A 19,720-nucleotide genomic window follows, 5' to 3' on the forward strand; every position below is an offset into this window, starting at 1 on the left:
TCGACGAGATCGCCGGGGTCGAACCGCGCGCAGGGGAGGACACCGAGCTCGCCGAGGAGGCGGAGCGGCTCGGGCACGCCGAGGCCCTGTCGTCCGCCGCGACGGCGGCGCACCGCGCCCTCGCGGGCGATCCGGAGGACCCCGAGGGCATCGACGCGGCCACCCTGGTCGCCGGCGCGCAGCGGGCCCTGGAGGCCGTGCGCTCCCACGACCCGGCGCTCGCCGCGCTCGCCGACCGCATCGGCGAGATCGGCATCCTGCTCGGTGACGTGGCCGGGGAACTGGCCGGGTACGCCGACGACCTGGACGCCGATCCGCTGCGGCTCGCGGCCGTGGAGGAGCGGCGGGCCGCGCTGACCTCCCTCACCCGCAAGTACGGGGAGGACGTGGCCGCCGTACTGGCCTGGGCGGAGCGTTCGGCCGCCCGGCTGACCGAGCTGGACTCCGACGACGAGCGGATCGGCGAGCTGACCGCCGAGCGGGACGCGCTGCGCGCCGAACTGGGCGGGCTCGCCCAGGGGCTGACGGACGCGCGGACGGAGGCCGCGGAGCGGTTCGCCGCCGCCGTCACCGCCGAGCTGGCCTCGCTCGCCATGCCCCACGCGCGCGTGTCGTTCGCCCTGCGCCAGACCGAGGACCCCGAGGGCGTCGAGGTCGGCGGGCGCACGGTGGCCTACGGCCCGGCCGGCGTGGACGAGGTCGAGCTGCTGCTCGCCCCGCACCCCGGAGCGCCGCCCCGGCCGATCGCCAAGGGAGCGTCCGGAGGTGAGCTGTCGCGTGTGATGCTCGCGGTGGAGGTCGTCTTCGCCGGTACGGACCCGGTGCCGACGTATCTGTTCGACGAGGTCGACGCGGGCGTCGGCGGCAAGGCGGCCGTGGAGATCGGGCGGCGCCTGGCCAAGCTCGCCAGGACCGCGCAGGTCGTGGTGGTGACCCACCTGCCGCAGGTCGCCGCGTTCGCCGACCGGCAGCTGCTGGTCGAGAAGACCGACGACGGGTCCGTGACGCGGTCGGGCGTGAAGGTGCTCGAGGGCGAGGACCGGGTCCGGGAGCTGTCGCGGATGCTGGCCGGCCAGGAGGACTCCGAGACGGCTCGCGCCCACGCGGAGGAACTGCTGGCCACGGCACGGGCGGATCTGTAGGAAGACCCGCGGGGACCGGGCGGACCGGGGGAGTGCGTAGGGTGACGGGATGATCTGCCGTGCCGTCACCTCGTTCGCCCTGGCCGCCGGTCTCACCTGGGCCGGGACGGCCGTGCTGCGCGCGAGCGCGCCGGGCGGCCGCGGGCGTTGGGAGCGCACGAACCACGCGGGCCGGGCGGTCGGCCTGTACTCCGGGCCCGCCACCGCGGTGGCGGCCGCGGCCGGCGCCGGGCGTGTGCATCCCGCGGCCGGACTGGTGGTCCTGGCCGCCGGTGCCTGCGGGGCCTACGACGACATCGCGGGGGCGGGCGACCCGCGACGCGGCTTCCGCGCCCACCTCGGTGCGCTCCGGGGCGGAGAAGTCACCAGCGGCGCGGTCAAGTTGTTCGGGATCTCGGCCGCCGCCCTCGCCGCCGGGGCCTTCCTCAAGGAGCGGCCGCTGGACAGGCTGCTCGCCGGTGTCGTCGTCGCCGGAGCCGCCCACGCGGTCAACCTCGTCGACGTACGCCCCGGCCGGGCCGCCGGCGCGGCACTCGCCCTCGCGGCGCCCGGGCTGTTGCGCGGCGGACGGGGAACCGGACTGGCCGCCGTGGTGACGGGAGCCGCCGTGGCCGCGCTGCCCGGCGACCTCGCCGAGCGCACCATGCTCGGCGACACCGGCGCGCACGCCCTGGGCGCGGCCCTCGGAACGGCCGCCGTCGCGTGCAACGGGCGCCCCGGTCTGCTGGCGCACGCCGTCGCCGTGGTGGGCGCGGCCGTGTACGGCGACCGGGTGAGCGAGCTCGCCCGCTCACTGTGAGCCGCCGGACCGCCGTGCCCGGCGCCGCGCGGACCGCCGTGCCCGGCGCCGTACGCGCCCCCGGAGGGTCGCGCGGTCAGGCGCGGGGTGGCGCGTGCGCCGGCTCGATGCGCCGGTTTCACTCGTGTGGGCGATACGGACTGCCGCGGTGCCCTGTCCCCCCTACGGTCGCCGCACCCCGACGGTCCCGGAACACCCGTACGTACTGGCATCCTTGGGGCACCACCCCCGGTGCGCCCGACAGCCCTGACACCCGACAGCCCGAACGCCCGCCGAACCAGGAGTCCCGGCCCACGTGAGCCCCGCGAGCAGCCACGCATCGCACGGTCAGTCGCCGCTGCGCACCGTGCAGGTGCTGGGCGGCGGCAACGCCGGCAGCAGCGCCCATGTGCGGTCCCTGGCTGCGGGGCTGGTCGCCAGGGGCGTGCGGGTCACGGTGTGCGCCCCCGTGGAAGCGGACCGCGCCTACGGATTCACCGGGGCCGGCGCCGCCCACGTCCATGTGCCGCGCAGCAGCGACCCGGTGTCCGTGGCCGCGCTGCGCACCGCGTGCGCCGACGCCGACCTGGTGCACGCGCACGGGCTGCACGCGTCCTTCCGCGCGGTGCTGGCGCTCAGCGGGCGCGAGACGCCTCTCGTGGTCACCTGGCACAACCACTCCCACGCCGAGGGCCCGCGCGGCCATCTGCTGCGCATGCTGGAGCGGCGGGTGGTGAGGGCGGCCGCCGTGGTGCTCGGCACGACCTCCGAACTCGTGGACCGCGCCCGGCACCGGGGCGCCCGGGACGCCCGGCTCGCGGCGGTCGCCGTGCCCCGGCCGCGCTCCGGATACGAGCACCCGGAGCGCCCGCCGTCCAAGGTGCGTGCCGAACTGGGCGCCACCGACCGGCCGTTGCTCATCGCGGTCGCCTCCCTCGACCCGCACCGGGGCCATGAGCTCCTGCTGGACGCCGCCCGCGCGTGGCGGCTGCTCGACCCCCTGCCGCTGCTCGTGATCGCCGGGGAGGGGCCGCTGCGCGGCGCGCTACAGCGGCGGATCGAGGACGAGGAGCTGCCGGTCCGCCTCCTCGGGCGGCGCGACGACGTCGGTGAGCTGCTCGCGGCCGCCGACATGGCTCTGCTGCCGGGCAGTTGGGAGGCGCGCTCGGTGCTTGCGCAGGAGGCCCTGCACGCGCGCGTGCCGCTCGTCGCGGCGCGGACCGGCAGCGTTCCCGAACTCGTCGGGGAGGCCGCCGAACTCGTGCCGACCGGTGACCCGGAGGAGTTCGCCGCCGCCGTCGTACGCCTGCTCGGGGACCCCGGGCGCTGCCAGGCGCTGCGCGAGGAGGGCGCCCGGCAGGCGGCCACCTGGCCGACCGAGGACGAGACGGTCGCCCAGGTGCTCAGCGTCTACGACGAGTTGACCCGGCCGAGGCCGCTCGGCCGGCGCTGAAGGGCCGGACGCCGGACGCCGGACGCCGGGCGGTCAGGGCACGTGCCTGCGGGCGCGCAGGGCGAGGCTCAACGCCAGGACGGTCTGCGGGTCGTCGAGGTCCGTGCCCAGCAACTCCCCGATGCGGGCCAGGCGGTTGTAGAGCGTCTGGCGGTTGAGGTGCAGTTCGCGGGCGGTCTCGGCCTTGCGGCCGGCGTGCGCCAGATACGTCTGCAGGGTGGGCAGCAGCGGAGGCCGGGACCGGTCGTCGTGGTCGAGCAGTGGGCCGAGGGCGCGGTCGACGAAGGCCGCGAGGTCCGGGTGGTCGCGCAGCCGCCACAGCAGCAGGTCGATGTCCAGGCGCCGGGCGTCGTACCAGGACCGTTCCGGCAGTCCGAGCGCCGCCGTCGCGGTCTCCGCCGCGTGCCGCAGTCCCGCCGACGCGGCCGCCCAGCCGCCCGCCACCCCGACGACCACCACGGGCGGCTGCGCCCCCGGCCGCCTCATCCCGGCCCGCTCCACACCGGCCCGCAGCGCCGCCGCGACCCGGTCGGCGACGGCCGCCCGCTCCGTCTCCGCGCGCAGGCCGACCAGCAGCAGGACGCGGCCCTCGACCGGGCGCACGCCCAGCAGCACCGGTACGCCCACCGAGGCCAGCTCCTCGGCCACCGCGCGCGCCAGCACGGCCCAGCCACCGCTCGGGGCGAGGGCGTCGCCCAGGCGCATCACCACCGGCAGCAGCGGGCTGCCGCCCGGCTTGAAGCCGAGCACCCGTGCCTGCGCGGGAGCGTCCTCGGCGCTGATACGGCCCTCGGCGAGGTCGGTGAGGAAGTCGCCGCGACCGCGCGCCGCGAGCTCCTCCTCCTGCCGGGCCTGCATCAGCACCACGGCCAGGATGCCCGCGGCCCGTTCGGCGGCCATGCGGTGCACGGGGGCGAGCGGTGCGCGGACCGGCAGCAGCACCAGCCGGGCGCGCACCGTGCCCGTCCCCGGGCCGCCCCCGGGGACGTCCACCAGGATCGAGCCGGCCGGAGGCGGGGCGTCCTTGTGCTGGCCGCGCAGACCCTCCCAGACCTGCAGCGGGTCGGCGCCCTCGGGGCCGGAGCCGGCCGCGTAGAGGAGCCGGCCGTCCGGGGTCTCCAGGAACACCGGGTTGTCGGCGAAACCGGCCAGGATGCCCAGTACCTGCGGTACGCCGCCCCCTCCGAGCAGCGCCTCCGTGCAGCGCCGGTGGACCTCCTCGGCGCGCTGGAGCAGTGCGTAGTGGCCGTTGACGATCTCGGTGTGGATCTCCTCGGTGACCGTGACGAACGGCACCTCCCGGTGCAGCTGGACCAGCGGGAGGCCGGCGGTGCGGGCGGTCTCGACCAGGGCCGCGGGCAGCCGGGCGAAGCGGGGGCCGAGCTCCACCACCAGGGCCGCGATGCCGCGCTCGGCGAGGGTGCGGACGAAGGCGCGCTGGTCGGCGGGGCGGGTCCCCAGGCCGTAGCCGGTGGTGAGGAGGAGCTCGCCGCCCTTGAGCAGCGAGGCGATGTTGGGGACCTCGCCGGCGTGCACCCAGCGGACGGTGCGGGTGAGCTTGTCGGCGCCGGCGAGGACCTCGGGGAGGCCACTGCGCAGGCCGGGCAGTTCGAGAGCACGCTGCACGGTGATCCCGGCGCCCTCGGAGTCGAGTCTGCGGTCCATGAAACCGGACGCTACCTGCAACTTTCCCCCGAGGGCAGCCTCGGGGCGACACCGGCGCGCGCCGCCGGCCCGCGACGGTCGCCGGCCGCTCGGTGGGGTCAGGCCCGCACATCGGGCCCGCGGACAGGTGAGGACGGCCAGGACCCTGCGGTGGGTCGTGTCCGTCAAAGGCGGGTCCGGCTTGATGAGGATGCTGCCGACGTGCTTGCCGATCGCCGCTTCGGAGACCACCAACCGGAGAAGCACACCGGGGGCGAGCGGGTGGACGTGTGGCACGGCGACGGCACGAGGAAGTCCCTGAGGATCACCGCGGTCATGACCGTCGGCACCGGCGACAACGGCGTCCACGCCACCCGCGCAACGCCTCCGGGGCGCCCCCGCGACGCCCGTCGACCGGGCCGACGTACGCCTCACGGACGGTGCGGACGCGGACGACGTGCCCGCCGGGCTCGACCCGGCGGGCATGTGGGGCGCGCCGCGCCTGCTCGGTGCCGACGTCCGTCGGGATCCCGTGGGCGGCGCTCGCGGCGGCCCTGGGCGCCTGCGCGGTGCCGGCCGCGACCTCGGCGGTCGTTCCGGCCGCCCTCTTGCTGCGCCGCGGGGCGGTGGAGCCGGCGGGCGGCCGGGAGTCGCCTTCCGCCTCCGGCGCGGGCGGCGCCGGAGGCGGGGATCCCGCTGCGGAGTTCAGCCCCCGTAGGCCCCGCTGGCCGTCAGGCGCAGGGCCGTGTCGATCAGGGGGACGTGGCTGAAGGCCTGGGGGAAGTTGCCCACCTGGCGCTGGAGACGGGGGTCCCATTCCTCGGCCAGCAGACCGAGGTCGTTGCGCAGGGACAAAAGCTTCTCGAAGAGCCTGCGGGCCTCGTCGACGCGGCCGATCATCGCCAGGTCGTCCGCCATCCAGAACGAGCAGGCGAGGAAGGCGCCCTCGTCGCCCGGCAGTCCGTCGACGCCCGCGTTGTCGCCCGAGGTGGGGTAGCGCAGGATGAAGCCGTCCGGGGTGGACAGCTCGCGCTGGATCGCCTCGATGGTGCCGATGACCCGCTTGTCGTCCGGCGGCAGGAAGCCCATCTGGGGGATGAGCAGCAAGGACGCGTCCAGCTCGCGGGAGCCGTAGGACTGCGTGAAGGTGTTGCGCTCCTTGTCGTAGCCCTTCTCGCACACGTCCCGGTGGATCTCCTCGCGCAGCTCCTTCCAGCGCTCCAGCGGGCCGTCCACGTCCCCGGACTCCATGAGCTTGATCGTGCGGTCCACCGCGACCCACGCCATGACCTTGGAGTGCACGAAGTGGCGGCGCGGCCCGCGCACCTCCCAGATGCCCTCGTCGGGCTCCTGCCAGTGCTCCTCCAGGTAGCGGATCAGCTTCAGCTGGAGCAGCGAGGCGTAGTCGTTGCGGGCCAGGCCCGTCATGTGGGCCAGGTGCAGGGCCTCGGTGACCTCGCCGTAGACGTCGAGCTGGAGCTGGTGGGCGGCGCCGTTGCCCACCCGGACCGGGGCGGAGTTCTCGTAGCCGGGCAGCCAGTCGAGCTCCGCCTCGCCGAGCTCGCGCTCGCCGGCGATGCCGTACATGATCTGCAGGTTGTCCGGGTCGCCGGCCACCGCGCGCAGCAGCCACTCGCGCCAGGCACGGGCCTCCTCGCGGTAGCCGGTGCGCAGCAGCGAGGACAGGGTGATCGCCGCGTCGCGCAGCCAGGTGTAGCGGTAGTCCCAGTTGCGCACGCCGCCGATGTCCTCGGGCAGGGACGTGGTGGGCGCCGCGACGATGCCGCCGGTGGGGGCGTACGTCAGGGCCTTGAGCGTGATCAGGGAGCGCACGACGGCCTCGCGGTACGGACCGTGGTACGTACAGTGACCGACCCACTCGCGCCAGAACTCCTCCGTCGCCTCCAGCGACTGCTCCGGCTCCGGCAGGGGCGGCGGCTCCTTGTGCGAGGGCTGCCAGGAGATGGTGAACGCGATCCGGTCACCGGGGGCGACGGTGAAGTCCGCGTACGTCGTCAGCGACTTCCCGTAGGTCTCCGCCGATGTGTCGAACCACACGGAGTCGGGGCCGGCGACGGCCACCGTCCGGTTCTCGTGCCGGTGCACCCAGGGGACGACACGGCCGTAGGAGAAGCGCATGCGCAGGGCGGAGCGCATGGGGACCCGGCCCGAGATGCCCTCCACGATGCGGATCAGCTGGGGGGCGCCGTCGCGCGGGGGCATGAAATCGGTCACGCGGACCGTGCCGCGCGGGGTGTCCCACTCGGACTCCAGGATCAGCGAGTCGCCCCGGTAGCTGCGCCGGGCGGCCGTGGGGGGCTCGGCGTCGGCGGCGTGGGCGGGACCCAGGCGCCAGAAGCCGTGTTCCTCGGTGCCCAGCAGACCGGCGAAGATGGCGTGCGAGTCGAAGCGGGGCAGGCACAGCCAGTCCACCGTGCCGTCCCGGCAGACCAGGGCAGCGGTCTGCATGTCTCCGATGAGTGCGTAGTCTTCGATGCGCCCGGCCACGTGCAACTCCAGTCGAACGGCCACGTCACACCCCACGAAGGGGCTGTCGCTAGTGCGGTCAAGGGGTGGTTGTAATGCGTCGTCGAGCGGTGGGGAAGAACCGCCGGCCGGCCGTGCGGCCGAACGACAACCTCTGCTCAACGAACTGACGAGCTCTCGATGTTCCGGTGGTTACGGGCGGGGGGTGGTGCCGTGTTGCCGGCCGGGCTCGGCAGCGAGTGTCCGAGCAGGATACGACGCACGTAGATGATGTGCGTGCCCCTCCGGGCAACGCGTATGCGCCGAACGGGTGAGCCACGGGTGCAGGACCTGTGAGCGGTGCGCGCATGTGTCGGGATGTGTGCGGAGAGTGGCCGGAAGCCATCGGTCCCGGGCGCTGATACCCTGGTAGCCCGTGGACCGGTGGGCTCGAAACCCCCGAACCGCAGCGACGGCGCCTCGGCCGCACCACCCGGGATTCCCGGCGGGCCGGACAGCCGCACCGCACGACAAACCGCGACCACGGGAGCCCCCTCTTGGCCATGCCGCCCGCTGCTTTCCGAAACAGCACCGCCACGACGACCAAGCACATCTTCGTCACCGGGGGCGTCGCCTCCTCGCTCGGCAAGGGCCTGACCGCCTCCAGCCTCGGCATGCTGCTCAAGGCCCGTGGCCTGCGCGTGGTGATGCAGAAGCTCGATCCGTACCTGAACGTCGACCCGGGCACGATGAACCCCTTCCAGCACGGTGAGGTGTTCGTCACCAACGACGGTGCGGAGACCGACCTGGACATCGGACACTACGAGCGCTTCCTCGACCGCGACCTGGACGGCACCGCCAACGTCACTACAGGCCAGGTCTACTCCACGGTGATCGCCAAGGAGCGGCGCGGCGAGTACCTCGGCGACACGGTGCAGGTCATCCCGCACATCACCAACGAGATCAAGCACCGCATCCGCCGGATGGCCACCGACGAGGTGGACGTCGTCATCACCGAGGTCGGCGGCACGGTCGGCGACATCGAGTCCCTGCCGTTCCTGGAGACGGTCCGCCAGGTCCGTCACGAGGTCGGCCGGGACAACGTCTTCGTGGTGCACATCTCCCTCCTTCCCTACATCGGGCCGTCGGGAGAGCTGAAGACGAAGCCGACCCAGCACTCGGTCGCGGCCCTGCGCAACATCGGTATCCAGCCGGACGCGATCGTGCTGCGCTGCGACCGCGAGGTGCCCACCGCGATCAAGCGCAAGATCTCCCTGATGTGCGACGTCGACGAGGCCGCCGTCGTCGCCTGCCCGGACGCCCGCTCGATCTACGACATCCCGAAGGTCGTGCACTCCGAGGGCCTGGACGCCTACGTCGTGCGCAAGCTGGACCTGCCCTTCCGGGACGTGGACTGGACGACCTGGGACGACCTGCTCGACCGTGTCCACAACCCCGACCACGAGATCACCCTCGCCCTGGTCGGCAAGTACATCGACCTGCCCGACGCCTACCTGTCGGTGACCGAGGCGCTGCGCGCGGGCGGCTTCGCCAACAAGGCGCGCGTGAAGATCAAGTGGGTCACCTCCGACGACTGCAAGACCCCGGCCGGCGCCCAGGCCCAGCTCGCGGACGTCGACGGCATCTGCATCCCGGGCGGCTTCGGCGACCGCGGTGTGCTCGGCAAGGTCGGCGCCATCCGCTACGCCCGCGAGAACCGGATCCCGCTGCTCGGCCTGTGCCTGGGCCTGCAGTGCATCGTGATCGAGGCCGCGCGCAGCCTCGCCGACATCTCCGACGCGAACTCCACCGAGTTCGACCCCGCCACCGCCCACCCGGTGATCTCCACCATGGCCGAGCAGCTGGACATCGTGGCCGGCGAGGGCGACATGGGCGGCACCATGCGGCTGGGCATGTACCCGGCCAAGCTGGCCGAGGGCTCCATCGTGCGTGAGGTCTACGACGGCAAGGAGTACGTCGAGGAGCGCCACCGCCACCGCTACGAGGTCAACAACGCCTACCGCGCCGAGCTGGAGAAGAAGGCGGGCATCGTCTTCTCCGGCACCTCGCCCGACGGCAAGCTGGTCGAGTACGTCGAGTACCCGCGCGACGTCCACCCCTACCTGGTCGCCACGCAGGCCCACCCCGAGCTGCGGTCGCGGCCGACCCGCCCGCACCCGCTGTTCGCGGGGCTGGTGAAGGCCGCGGTCGAGCGGAAGAACGCCAACTGACACACCAGTTGTACGGTTGCCGGGGTGCAAACCTTCAAAGGCGGGCACCCCGGTTTCGCGCGGAGCCGGTCACCTCTTGTACGTCCGTGGCACGCCACGCGCGTGACACGTGTGTGTGGAAGGACAGGGCATGACGATCAAGGACACTCCCGAGGAGTGGGAGATCCGGGCGACGGAGACTCCTTTCACCGGGAACAAGACCTCGGTCCGCACCGACGACGTGGTCATGCCCGACGGCTCGGTCGCCCGCCGCGACTACCAGGTGCACCCCGGCTCGGTGGCCGTGCTCGCCCTGGACGAGGAGGACCGGGTCCTGGTCATCCGCCAGTACCGCCACCCCGTGCGGCAGCGGCTGTGGGAGATCCCGGCCGGGCTGCTCGACGTGCCCGGCGAGAACCCGCTGCACGCCGCCCAGCGCGAGCTGTACGAGGAGGCGCACGTCAAGGCCGGGGACTGGCGGGTGCTGACGGACGTCTACACCACCCCCGGCGGCTGCGACGAGGCCGTACGGATCTTCCTCGCCCGGGATCTGTCCGAGGCGGAGGGCGAGCGCTTCGCGGCCGAGCACGAGGAGACGGACCTGGAACTGGCCCGGGTGCCGGCCGGCGAACTGGTCCGGGGCGTGCTCGCCGGCGAGCTGCACAACAACTGCCTGGTGGTCGGCGTCCTGGCGCTGCTCGCCGCCCGGCAGGGCGAGGGCCTGGACGCGCTGCGCCCGGCCCTGGCGCCGTGGCCGGCGCGTCCCTTCGAGTCCTGAACACCCGCCGGCCCCTTCCGGTGTGACCATCGCCTGATCCGATCGGGCGATCTGTCCGCCCTGCTCCCCCCGTAACGGCACCGGGCCTCAACTACGCTCTTCATTGGCCCGGACCGGAGCACCGGCGGGCGTGCGCGTGCGGTGGGACGGGAGTGTGGCCCGTGACGGATCAGGCGGTGGACGCAAGGGGCGAGAACCGGTCGGCCGGCGACCGGTTCCCGGCGGCCGCGGAGAGCCACTTCCTGGGCCGCACACGGGAGTTGAAGGAGCTGCGCGCCGACATCGAGCGGGCCGGACTGGACACCCTCTCCGGCCGCAAGGCGCCCCGCGCGCGTGTGCTCCTCATCGCGGGCCGGCCGGGCTCGGGCCGTACGGCGCTCGCCGGGGAGCTGGTGCGCCGGATCTCCGACCGCTATCCCGACGGCGTGCTGCGCGCCCGGCTCACCGAGCCCGACGGCACCCCCGTGCCCGTCGAACGGGCCGCCCGCGACCTGCTCACCGCCCTCGGCCGGCCGACCCCGCCCGGCGCCGGCGAGGACGACCTGACCTACGCGCTGCGCGCCGCCCTCGCCGGCACCCGGACGCTGCTCCTGCTCGACGACGCGGCCGGCGCCGAGCAGGTCGACGCGCTGCTGCCGGACGACGCCGCCTGCCTGCTCGTCGCGGTCTCCGAGGGCCCCCTCACCGGGATCTGCGACGTCCGGCCCTGCACCCTGGGCGGGCTCGACACCAAGTCCGGGGTGGAGCTGCTCTCCCACCGCATCGACCCGGTACGGATCACCGTCGACCCGCGTGCCGCGGAGAGCCTGGCCGAGGTCTGCCAGGGCCAGCCCGCCGCGCTCACCCTGGCCGCCGGCTGGCTCGCCGCCCGCCCCCAGGCCGCCGTCTCCGACCTCGCCAAACAGCTGCGCGCCGACTCCGAGGAGGGCCCCGCGCTCGGCCGCGTGCTGCGGCTGGTGCACGACGGGCTGCCCGCCCCGGCCGCCCGGATGCTGCGCCTGCTCGCCCTCGCCCCGGCCGGCGACGTCGACGCGCACACCGCCTCCGCGCTCGCCGGCTGCTCACTGGAGAGCGCCGCGGAGCTGCTCGACGACTTCGCCGCCCTCGGGCTGCTGCGGACGGTACCCGGGCCGCTGCCGCGCCACGAGGTCCCCGGCTGCTTGCATCCGCTGCTGACTGCCCTCGCCCGGCGCCACGACCGCCCGGCCGAGCTGCAGCTCGCGCGCGCCCGCATGCTGGAGCGGACCGTGCGGCTGCTCCAGGCCTGCCGGGCGGTCACCGAGACCGACAGCCCCGAGGCCCGCGAGAGACTGCGGCAGCTACCGCAGGGACTGCGCTTCGCCACCCCGCGCGCCGCCGCCGACTGGCTGGCCGCCCGCAGGCCCGCCCTGCTCGCCGCCGCCCGGCTGGCGGTCGCCGACGGGGAGCTGGACACCCTGGCCCGCCGGCTGATGTCCCAGTTGGTGCGGGCCATGGTCGCCCACCTCGGCACCCAGGCCGCCGCCGGCGACCTGTACGGCGTCCACCGGCTCGTCCTGGACGTGGCCGAGCGGCGCAAGCTGCCCCGCGAGAAGGCCGCCGCCCTGCTGAACCTCGCCGACCTCGACGCCCGCACCGGCCGCACCGCCGAGGCGCTGGCCCGCTACCGGGCCGCCCTGGACGCCGGACGCGAGGCGAACGACCCGTACGCGACCGGCCGCGCGATGGAATCCGTAGGCAGCGCCCACCAGGAGCTCGGGGACTACGACCGGGCGGCCGACTGGTTCGGCCGGGCCCTGGCCCAGCGCCTGGCCCGCGGGGAGCGCTCGGACGCGGCCCGGCTGTACGGCCGGATGGCCACCGCGCACACCTACGCGGGCCGCTACGGCGAGGCGCAGCGCAACTGGCGGGCCGCCGTCGCCGCGCACCGCAAGCTGGGCGATGTGGCGGCGCACGCGCGGGCGCTCAGCGAACTGGCGCGCGTCCAGGAGTACGCGGGACGGCCCGAGGAGTGTCTGCGCACCTGCCAGGAGGCCGTCGAGTGGGCCCGCCGCGCCGAGGACGCACGGCTCCAGGCGGCCCTCCAACTGCGGCTCGCCGACACCCTGGAACGGCTGGGCGACCCGGTCGCGGCGCGCCTGCACCGGGGGGCGGCGGAGCGGATGCTCGGGGACGGTACCGGGCCCGAGGGCGGCCCCGACGAGGGCGGAACGGACGGCACATCACCGGAACAAGCCGCTAACGCCTGCGAAATCCGCAGTGCATCTCCTGAAGATTGATGCAATGAAAGGCTAGACAGCGAGAACGCCTTCATTAAACTGGCTCTGCCGCTCGTTCTCCTGCGGTGTCTCCTGGTATGCCCACGCATGCCTGGGTACGTCTTGTATTGCCCCACATTCCCTGAGCCAAGGACCGTGATCGACGTGAAGGTCGGCATCCCCCGCGAGGTCAAGAACAACGAGTTCCGGGTGGCCATCACCCCCGCCGGCGTGCACGAGCTGGTGCGCAACGGCCACCAGGTCGTCGTCGAGCGGAACGCCGGCGTCGGCTCCTCGATCCCGGACGAGGAGTACGTGTCCGCCGGCGCTCAGATCCTCGAGACGGCCGACGAGGTCTGGGCCTCGGCCGACCTGCTGCTGAAGGTCAAGGAGCCGGTCGCCGAGGAGTACCACCGCCTGCGCAAGGACCAGATCCTCTTCACCTACCTGCACCTGGCCGCCTCCAAGGCGTGCACGGACGCCCTGCTGGAGTCCGGCACCACGGCGATCGCCTACGAGACCGTCGAGCTGCCCAGCCGCGCCCTGCCGCTGCTCGCCCCCATGTCCGAGGTCGCGGGCCGGCTGGCCCCGCAGGTCGGCGCCTACCACCTGATGGCCGCCGCCGGCGGCCGCGGTGTGCTGCCCGGCGGCGTCCCCGGCGTGCCCGCCGGCAAGGCCGTCATCATCGGCGGCGGCGTCTCCGGCTGGAACGCCGCGCAGATCGCCATCGGCCTGGGCTTCCACGTCACCCTGCTCGACAAGGACATCAACAAGCTCAAGGAGGCGGACAAGATCTTCGGCACGAAGATCCAGACCGTCGTCTCCAACGCCTTCGAGCTGGAGAAGGCCTGCCTCGAGGCCGACCTCGTGGTCGGCGCCGTGCTCATCCCGGGCGCCAAGGCCCCCAAGCTGGTCACCAACGAGCTGGTGTCGCGGATGAAGGCGGGAAGTGTCCTTGTCGACATCGCGATCGACCAGGGCGGCTGCTTCGAGGACTCCCACCCGACCACGCACGCCGAGCCGACCTTCCGGGTCCACGACTCGGTGTTCTACTGCGTCGCCAACATGCCCGGCGCGGTGCCCAACACCTCCACCTACGCGCTGACCAACGCCACGCTGCCGTACATCGTCGAACTGGCCAACCGTGGCTGGGTGGAGGCGCTGCGCCGCGACGCCGCGCTCGCCAAGGGCCTCAACACCCATGACGGCAAGGTCGTTTACCGCGAGGTCGCCGAGGCGCACGGCCTGGAGCACGTGGAGCTGGAGACCCTGCTCGGCTAAGTCGCCTTTCCGTAAAGGCGATACGTCAACAAGACGCGTCAACCGCGCACGAGCGGCCGGACCTTGCCCGACAAGGTCCGGCCGGATGTGTGTATGGTCACTTCGCCGCACTCGGTCAACTCGCCGCGAAAGCAACCGTTCGACCGATTCACGCACCGGTGAAACCTGCCGTGCGACGGTCGTACGCCCTTGACAGAGGGATGTTTCATTGCCGACACATCGGGCCGGGTCCGGCGGATTGTGTTGCTGCGGACCGCCGACACGCCATAGAGTCGCCAATCGTCGGCATGGTGCCACGCTGACCTGTCTAGAAGTTTCCTGGTCACCAAGGAGGTAAGACGACTTGTGAATGAGTCGACATTTTCTCCCGGGGGTGGTCAACCAGGAATGCCTGCGCGGGGCCAGAGCCCCACGGGGCTCGAGGCTGTCGGCTCCGTTGCTGTGCGCACCTTCGCAGCCCACCAGGGTCACCGGACGTCAGGGGTGACCCAGCCAGCACACCAGAGCATGGATGGCCATCACGTGAACGCCATGGCCGGCGACGGAAGTGGCGCGCCCCACAACCACTTCGCCGACTACGACGAACTGCCCGAGGGGCACTTCTACGACCCCGACGCCGAGTACGAGCCCGACCCCGAGTACGCGGCCACGCTCGCGCCCGACGCGGCCCGCCAGCGCCGTGAGCGCATCGGCCCGACCGGACGTCCGCTGCCGTACTTCCCGATCCCCGGGCCGCTGACCGACCACGGACCCGCGAAGATCATCGCGATGTGCAACCAGAAGGGCGGCGTCGGCAAGACCACGTCGACCATCAACCTGGGTGCCGCGCTCGCGGAGTACGGCCGGCGCGTGCTGCTCGTGGACTTCGACCCGCAGGGCGCGCTGTCGGTGGGTCTCGGCGTCAACCCCATGGAGCTCGACCTCACCGTCTACAACCTGCTCATGGAGCGGGGCATGTCCGCGGACGAGGTCCTGCTGAAGACGGCGGTCCCCAACATGGACCTGCTGCCCAGCAACATCGACCTGTCGGCCGCCGAGGTCCAGCTCGTCTCCGAGGTCGCCCGCGAGTCGACGCTCCAGCGCGCGCTCAAGCCGCTGATGGACGACTACGACTACATCGTGATCGACTGCCAGCCCTCGCTCGGCCTGCTCACCGTCAACGCGCTCACGGCCGCGCACAAGGTGATCGTGCCGCTGGAGTGCGAGTTCTTCGCGCTGCGCGGTGTGGCCCTGCTGACCGAGACCATCGAGAAGGTCCAGGAGCGCCTCAACCCGGAGCTGGAGCTCGACGGGATCCTCGCCACGATGTACGACTCGCGCACCGTGCACAGCCGTGAGGTGCTCGCGCGTGTCGTCGAGGCGTTCGACGACCACGTCTACCACACGGTCATCGGGCGCACGGTCCGCTTCCCGGAGACCACGGTCGCCGGCGAGCCCATCACCACCTACGCCTCCAACTCCGTCGGCGCCGCCGCCTACCGCCAGCTCGCCAGGGAGGTGCTCGCCCGGTGTCACGCCGAGTGAGTCTGCCGGGGGCCGACGAACTGTTCCGTACGACAGGGGGGATGGCGCTCCAGGCGTCCACTCCCCGGCGCCAGGCCAACGGCGAGGCCCGGGTGCCCGCTCCCGCGGGGGAGAGCGACGCGGCGGCGGCCGCGGAGGACGCCCCGCAGTCGGTGCCCGCGCAGGGCGGTGACGGCGAGGGCGCCGAGCACGTCGCGGCCGACGCGGAGCCGGCCGACGCCGGCGAGTCGCGCAGCCGCGGGACGGCGGGCGCGGCGGAGCGGTCAGCGCGGCGCCAGGGGGCGCAGGAAGGTTCTGCCGCCGGAGCGGCCCAAGCCGCCGCCCCGGGCCAGCCGCAGTCGCGCAAGCGCGGACGGGCGGCGGCCCGCCGGCCCAGCGGCCGCGAGCGGCACGACGAGAAGATCACGGTCTACGTCTCCGCCGAGGAGCTCATGGACCTCGAGCACGCCCGCCTGGTGCTGCGCGGCGAGCACGGCCTGGCCGTCGACCGGGGCCGCATCGTCCGCGAGGCGGTCGCCGTGGTCCTCGCCGACCTGGAGACCCGCGGGGACGCCAGCATCCTCGTACGCCGGCTTCGCGGACGGTAGCGGTAGCCTGCGGGGGCCATGACCTCGAACGACTCATCCGCCCCCGGCCCCCGCAGACGCACCCTGGGCCGGGGCCCGGGAGCACCCCCGCCGGCCCCGGGCCCCCAGGCCCCGGCCGCCGTGCCGGTGCCGACTGTGGACCCGGCTCCGGCCGTCGACGTGGCTCCGGCCGTCGACGTGGCGCAGCCGGTGCCGTCGGCTGTCGTGGGGACCGGGCCCGAGGCCGAGGCTCCCGAGGCGTCCACCGCCGAGGCACCGGTCGGCCACGAGACGCCCGGCGCCACCGAGGCGCCCGGGGAGGGCGAGCAGGGCGACGACGGGGTTTTCAAGGTCCGGCTGGCGAACTTCGAGGGGCCGTTCGATCTGCTGCTCCAGCTGATCTCCCGGCACAAGCTGGACGTCACCGAGGTCGCGCTGTCCAAGGTGACCGACGAGTTCATGGCGCACATCCGCGCGATGGGGCCGGACTGGGACCTGGACGAGACGACCGAGTTCCTGGTCGTCGCCGCCACCCTCCTCGACCTCAAGGCGGCCCGCCTGCTGCCCGCCGCCGAGGTGGAGGACGAGGCCGACCTCGCGCTCCTGGAGGCCCGCGACCTGCTGTTCGCCCGGCTGCTCCAGTACCGCGCGTACAAGCAGATCGCCGACATCTTCAACCGGCGGCTGGAGGAGGAGGCGCGGCGCCACCCCCGTACCGTCGGCCTCGAACCGCACCACGCCGAACTGCTCCCCGAGGTCGTCATCAGCATCGGCCCCGAGGGCTTCGCCAGGCTCGCGGTCAAGGCCATGCAGCCCAGACCCAAACCGCAGGTGTACGTCGACCACATCCACGCCCCCCTGGTCAGCGTGCGGGAACAGGCCGGGATCGTGGTCGCCCGGCTCCGGGAACTCGGCGAGGCCAGCTTCCGCGTCCTGGTGTCGGACACCGACGACACCCTCACCGTGGTGGCCCGCTTCCTGGCCCTGCTGGAGCTGTACCGGGAGAAGGCCGTGGCCCTGGACCAGGAGACCGCCCTCGGCGAGCTGCTGGTGCGCTGGACCGGAGGGGACGGCGACGAGACTGTCACGGTGACCGACGAGTTCGACCGGCCGCCCGAGCCGCCCAAGGAGGAGAAGAAGCCGTGAGCGAGGAGACCACCGAGGTCCCGGCCGGTACGCGCACCGTCGCCGGCCTCGACCTCAAGCCCGCCCTGGAGGCGATCCTCATGGTCGTGGACGAGCCCGCGACCGAGGAGCAGCTCGCGAAGATACTCGAGCGGCCCCGCCGGCAGGTCGCGGACGCGCTGCGCGAGCTGGCCGACGAGTACACCGTGCAGCGCCGGGGCTTCGAGCTGCGGCTGATCGCCGGCGGCTGGCGCTTCTACACCCGTCCCGAGTACGCCGCCGCCGTCGAGGGCTTCGTGCTCGACGGCCAGCAGGCCCGGCTCACCCAGGCCGCCCTGGAGACCCTCGCCGTGGTCGCCTACCGCCAGCCGGTCAGCCGCAGCCGCGTCTCGGCCGTCCGCGGGGTCAACTGCGACGGTGTGATGCGCACCCTGCTCCAGCGCGGTCTGGTCGAGGAGGCGGGCGCGGAACCCGAAACAGGTGCGATCCTGTACAGGACGACGAACTACTTCCTGGAGCGGATGGGCCTGCGCGGTCTGGACGAGCTCCCGGAGCTCGCGCCCTTCCTCCCGGAGGCGGAGGCGATCGAGGCCGAGACCCAGGAGGGGGTGCCGTCGTTCGACCCGGACGCGCCCGACGACGATGCGCCGGGCACCCCGGTGGGACCGGGTACCCACGACGTAGACGACCAGACGGAACTTTGATGCGAAGCAGCGGCAGGAACGGCGGACAGGGCGGGCGCGGCAACTACCGCGGTGCCGGCAACAGCAGGGACGACAAGCAGGGGCAGGGCCGGCCCCGCAAGCCCCGCCCCGAGGAGCGCCGCTACGACGTGGGCCCCGACGCCACCAAGGACGGCCCCAAGTCCGGGCGCGGCGGGGCGGCCCGCGGCGGTGCCAAGGGCGGCCCCAAGCAGTCCCGGCAGCAGGGCGGCGCGGACGGCCGCGGCCGTACGGCCCCGGCCCGCTCGCGCGAGTACGAGACGCGGGTCGAGGAGCGCAACCGCGAGCGCTACGCGGGCAAGAAGGACATCAAGCTGCCCAAGACCTTCCCCGGCGCCGAGCAGGAGGGCGAGCGGCTGCAGAAGGTGCTCGCCCGCGCGGGATACGGCTCCCGGCGCGCCTGCGAGGAACTGATCGAGCAGGCGAGGGTCGAGGTCAACGGCGAGATCGTCCTGGAGCAGGGCCGCCGGGTCGACCCGGAGCGGGACGAGGTCAAGGTCGACGGGCTGACCGTGGCCACGCAGTCGTACCAGTTCTTCTCGCTGAACAAGCCCGCGGGCGTGGTCTCCACCATGGAGGACCCCGAGGGGCGCCAGTGCCTCGGCGACTACGTCACCAACCGCGAGACGCGGCTGTTCCACGTGGGCCGGCTCGACACCGAGACCGAGGGCGTGATCCTGCTCACCAACCACGGCGAGCTGGCGCACCGGCTGACCCACCCCAAGTACGGCGTGAAGAAGACCTACCTCGCGCACATCGTCGGCCCGATCCCGCGCGACCTCGGCAAGCGCCTGAAGGACGGCATCCAGCTCGAGGACGGCTACGCCCGCGCGGACCACTTCCGGGTGGTCGAGCAGACCGGCAAGAACTACCTCGTCGAGGTGACCCTGCACGAGGGCCGCAAGCACATCGTCCGCCGCATGCTCGCGGAGGCCGGCTTCCCGGTCGACAAGCTCGTCCGTACGGCCTTCGGCCCGATCACCCTGGGCGACCAGAAGTCGGGCTGGCTGCGCCGCCTGTCCAACACCGAGGTCGGCATGCTGATGCAGGAGGTCGACCTCTAGGAGCCCGGCGACCGCACGGCGGGCGGAGCTTTCGGCGCCCGGCGGGCGGAGGCGTGGCGGACCCGGTAGAGGAAGTCCGCCACGCGCCGGCCGTCGGGCCGCTCGGGCAGCGGGGTGCGGCGGGAGGCCTCCTCGGCCTCGGCTGCCAGACGGGCCATCCGGGACTCGACCTCGGCCCAGGACACCTCGCCCCGCTTCACCGCCAGCAGCCCCTCGCGCTCCGCGCCCACGTCGATGCTCAGCCGGCCGGTGCGCAGCAGGTCGCGGGCGCTGTGCAGCAGCCGCAGCAGGTGCATCGCGTGCTTCCAGCGCGGGGCGCCGTGCGTGCGGACGTCCGCCTCCAGCTTGCGGCGCTGGCCGAGCGCGTACCGGGTGAAGGTCACGTACACCTGGCGGGAGAGGAACGCCTCGCGCAGGGCGAGGAGTTCACGGCCCGTGTCGTCGGCGTACTCCACGAGCGGGGAGTGCAGGCACTCCAGCACGTTCGGATTGCCGCGCAGGGCCAGCTCGCAGAAGCGCTCCAGCTCCCAGCCGAACTGCTCGGGCCCGGGGCCGTCCACGTGCGTGGGCGGCTTGTCGAACCCCCAGAACAGTTCCGTGGGGGCGACGAACACGCCCCGCCGGTCCGTGTCGCTGTCCTCGGTCGCCAGCCCGAAGGCGCGCGAGCCCATGACACAGGCGTAGATGGTGTGGTCGCGTACGAGATCCTCCGGGCGCATGGCCGGGAGCG

Annotated in this window: 15 protein-coding genes; 12 read left to right on the forward strand and 3 right to left on the reverse strand. The window is 73.4% G+C overall.

The window, feature by feature from the left end:
- The 3 genes from IE249_RS25320 to IE249_RS25330 all read left to right on the forward strand — a co-directional run.
- The coding region (locus tag IE249_RS25320) for a DNA repair protein RecN (RefSeq protein WP_229859254.1) at window positions 1–1,142 on the forward strand (1,142 nt) is incomplete at its 5' end.
- A 49-nt stretch (window positions 1,143–1,191) separates the two neighbouring features.
- Complete coding sequence (locus IE249_RS25325; RefSeq protein ID WP_189708229.1) at window positions 1,192–1,941, forward strand: hypothetical protein; 750 nt, start codon at window positions 1,192–1,194, stop codon at window positions 1,939–1,941.
- Window positions 1,942–2,236: 295 nt separating this feature from the next.
- The gene (locus IE249_RS25330) at window positions 2,237–3,373 is read left to right on the forward strand and encodes a glycosyltransferase family 4 protein (protein WP_189708231.1); all 1,137 of its coding nucleotides are present in this window, start codon (window positions 2,237–2,239) and stop codon (window positions 3,371–3,373) included.
- A 33-nt stretch (window positions 3,374–3,406) separates the two neighbouring features.
- On the opposite strand, the gene IE249_RS25335 is transcribed toward IE249_RS25330, so the two are convergent.
- The gene (locus tag IE249_RS25335) at window positions 3,407–5,038 is read right to left on the reverse strand and encodes a PucR family transcriptional regulator (RefSeq protein ID WP_189708233.1); all 1,632 of its coding nucleotides are present in this window, start codon (window positions 5,036–5,038) and stop codon (window positions 3,407–3,409) included.
- 684 nt (window positions 5,039–5,722) lie between these two features.
- Window positions 5,723–7,525 carry a glycoside hydrolase family 15 protein gene (locus IE249_RS25340; protein ID WP_189708453.1) on the reverse strand — a complete coding sequence of 601 codons (1,803 nt, stop codon included), beginning with the start codon at window positions 7,523–7,525 and terminating at the stop codon, window positions 5,723–5,725.
- A gap of 521 nt (window positions 7,526–8,046) precedes the next feature.
- On the opposite strand from IE249_RS25340, the gene pyrG reads away from it, so the two are divergent.
- The 9 genes from pyrG to IE249_RS25385 all read left to right on the forward strand — a co-directional run bounded on the left by pyrG (window position 8,047) and on the right by IE249_RS25385 (window position 18,990).
- The gene (gene pyrG, locus IE249_RS25345; RefSeq protein WP_189708235.1) at window positions 8,047–9,714 is read left to right on the forward strand and encodes a CTP synthase; all 1,668 of its coding nucleotides are present in this window, start codon (window positions 8,047–8,049) and stop codon (window positions 9,712–9,714) included.
- A 130-nt stretch (window positions 9,715–9,844) separates the two neighbouring features.
- A complete protein-coding gene (locus IE249_RS25350) occupies window positions 9,845–10,471 on the forward strand; it encodes an NUDIX domain-containing protein (RefSeq protein WP_189708237.1) in 627 nt (208 codons plus the stop codon).
- 161 nt (window positions 10,472–10,632) lie between these two features.
- Window positions 10,633–12,729 (forward strand): tetratricopeptide repeat protein, encoded by a 2,097-nt coding sequence (locus IE249_RS25355; protein ID WP_189708239.1) that lies wholly within the window; start codon window positions 10,633–10,635, stop codon window positions 12,727–12,729.
- A 135-nt stretch (window positions 12,730–12,864) separates the two neighbouring features.
- Window positions 12,865–13,989, forward strand: coding sequence for an alanine dehydrogenase (gene ald, locus IE249_RS25360; RefSeq protein ID WP_189708241.1), 1,125 nt, complete (start codon window positions 12,865–12,867; stop codon window positions 13,987–13,989).
- Between the two features lie 387 nt (window positions 13,990–14,376).
- Complete coding sequence (locus IE249_RS25365; protein ID WP_189708243.1) at window positions 14,377–15,513, forward strand: ParA family protein; 1,137 nt, start codon at window positions 14,377–14,379, stop codon at window positions 15,511–15,513.
- On the forward strand, window positions 15,498–16,100 hold the full coding sequence (locus IE249_RS25370) for a hypothetical protein (RefSeq protein WP_189708246.1): 603 nt from the start codon (window positions 15,498–15,500) through the stop codon (window positions 16,098–16,100). Before IE249_RS25365 ends, IE249_RS25370 begins: the two co-directional genes overlap by 16 nt.
- A gap of 18 nt (window positions 16,101–16,118) precedes the next feature.
- On the forward strand, window positions 16,119–17,225 hold the full coding sequence (locus IE249_RS25375) for a segregation and condensation protein A (RefSeq protein ID WP_189708248.1): 1,107 nt from the start codon (window positions 16,119–16,121) through the stop codon (window positions 17,223–17,225).
- Window positions 17,222–17,908, forward strand: coding sequence for an SMC-Scp complex subunit ScpB (gene scpB / locus IE249_RS25380; protein WP_189708250.1), 687 nt, complete (start codon window positions 17,222–17,224; stop codon window positions 17,906–17,908). Before IE249_RS25375 ends, scpB begins: the two co-directional genes overlap by 4 nt.
- Window positions 17,908–18,990 carry a pseudouridine synthase gene (locus tag IE249_RS25385; protein WP_189708252.1) on the forward strand — a complete coding sequence of 361 codons (1,083 nt, stop codon included), beginning with the start codon at window positions 17,908–17,910 and terminating at the stop codon, window positions 18,988–18,990. The genes scpB and IE249_RS25385 overlap by 1 nt, the downstream gene beginning before the upstream one ends.
- On the opposite strand, the gene IE249_RS25390 is transcribed toward IE249_RS25385, so the two are convergent.
- Window positions 18,987–19,709, reverse strand: coding sequence for a nucleotidyltransferase domain-containing protein (locus IE249_RS25390; protein WP_189708253.1), 723 nt, complete (start codon window positions 19,707–19,709; stop codon window positions 18,987–18,989). The genes IE249_RS25385 and IE249_RS25390 overlap by 4 nt on opposite strands.
- Window positions 19,710–19,720 lie beyond the last annotated feature (11 nt).

Source organism: Streptomyces anandii JCM 4720, assembly GCF_014650655.1.
GTDB classification, from domain to species: domain Bacteria; phylum Actinomycetota; class Actinomycetes; order Streptomycetales; family Streptomycetaceae; genus Streptomyces; species Streptomyces anandii.

Bases quoted from the DNA above. Each gene is read 5' to 3' on its own strand.
- IE249_RS25325 (WP_189708229.1), top strand. From the start codon at position 1,192: ATGATCTGCCGTGCCGTCACCTCGTTCGCCCTGGCCGCCGGTCTCACC.
- IE249_RS25335 (WP_189708233.1), bottom strand. From the start codon at position 5,038: ATGGACCGCAGACTCGACTCCGAGGGCGCCGGGATCACCGTGCAGCGT.
- pyrG (WP_189708235.1), top strand. From the start codon at position 8,047: ATGCCGCCCGCTGCTTTCCGAAACAGCACCGCCACGACGACCAAGCAC.
- IE249_RS25350 (WP_189708237.1), top strand. From the start codon at position 9,845: ATGACGATCAAGGACACTCCCGAGGAGTGGGAGATCCGGGCGACGGAG.
- IE249_RS25365 (WP_189708243.1), top strand. From the start codon at position 14,377: ATGCCTGCGCGGGGCCAGAGCCCCACGGGGCTCGAGGCTGTCGGCTCC.
- IE249_RS25375 (WP_189708248.1), top strand. From the start codon at position 16,119: ATGACCTCGAACGACTCATCCGCCCCCGGCCCCCGCAGACGCACCCTG.
- IE249_RS25385 (WP_189708252.1), top strand. From the start codon at position 17,908: ATGCGAAGCAGCGGCAGGAACGGCGGACAGGGCGGGCGCGGCAACTAC.
- IE249_RS25390 (WP_189708253.1), bottom strand. From the start codon at position 19,709: ATGCGCCCGGAGGATCTCGTACGCGACCACACCATCTACGCCTGTGTC.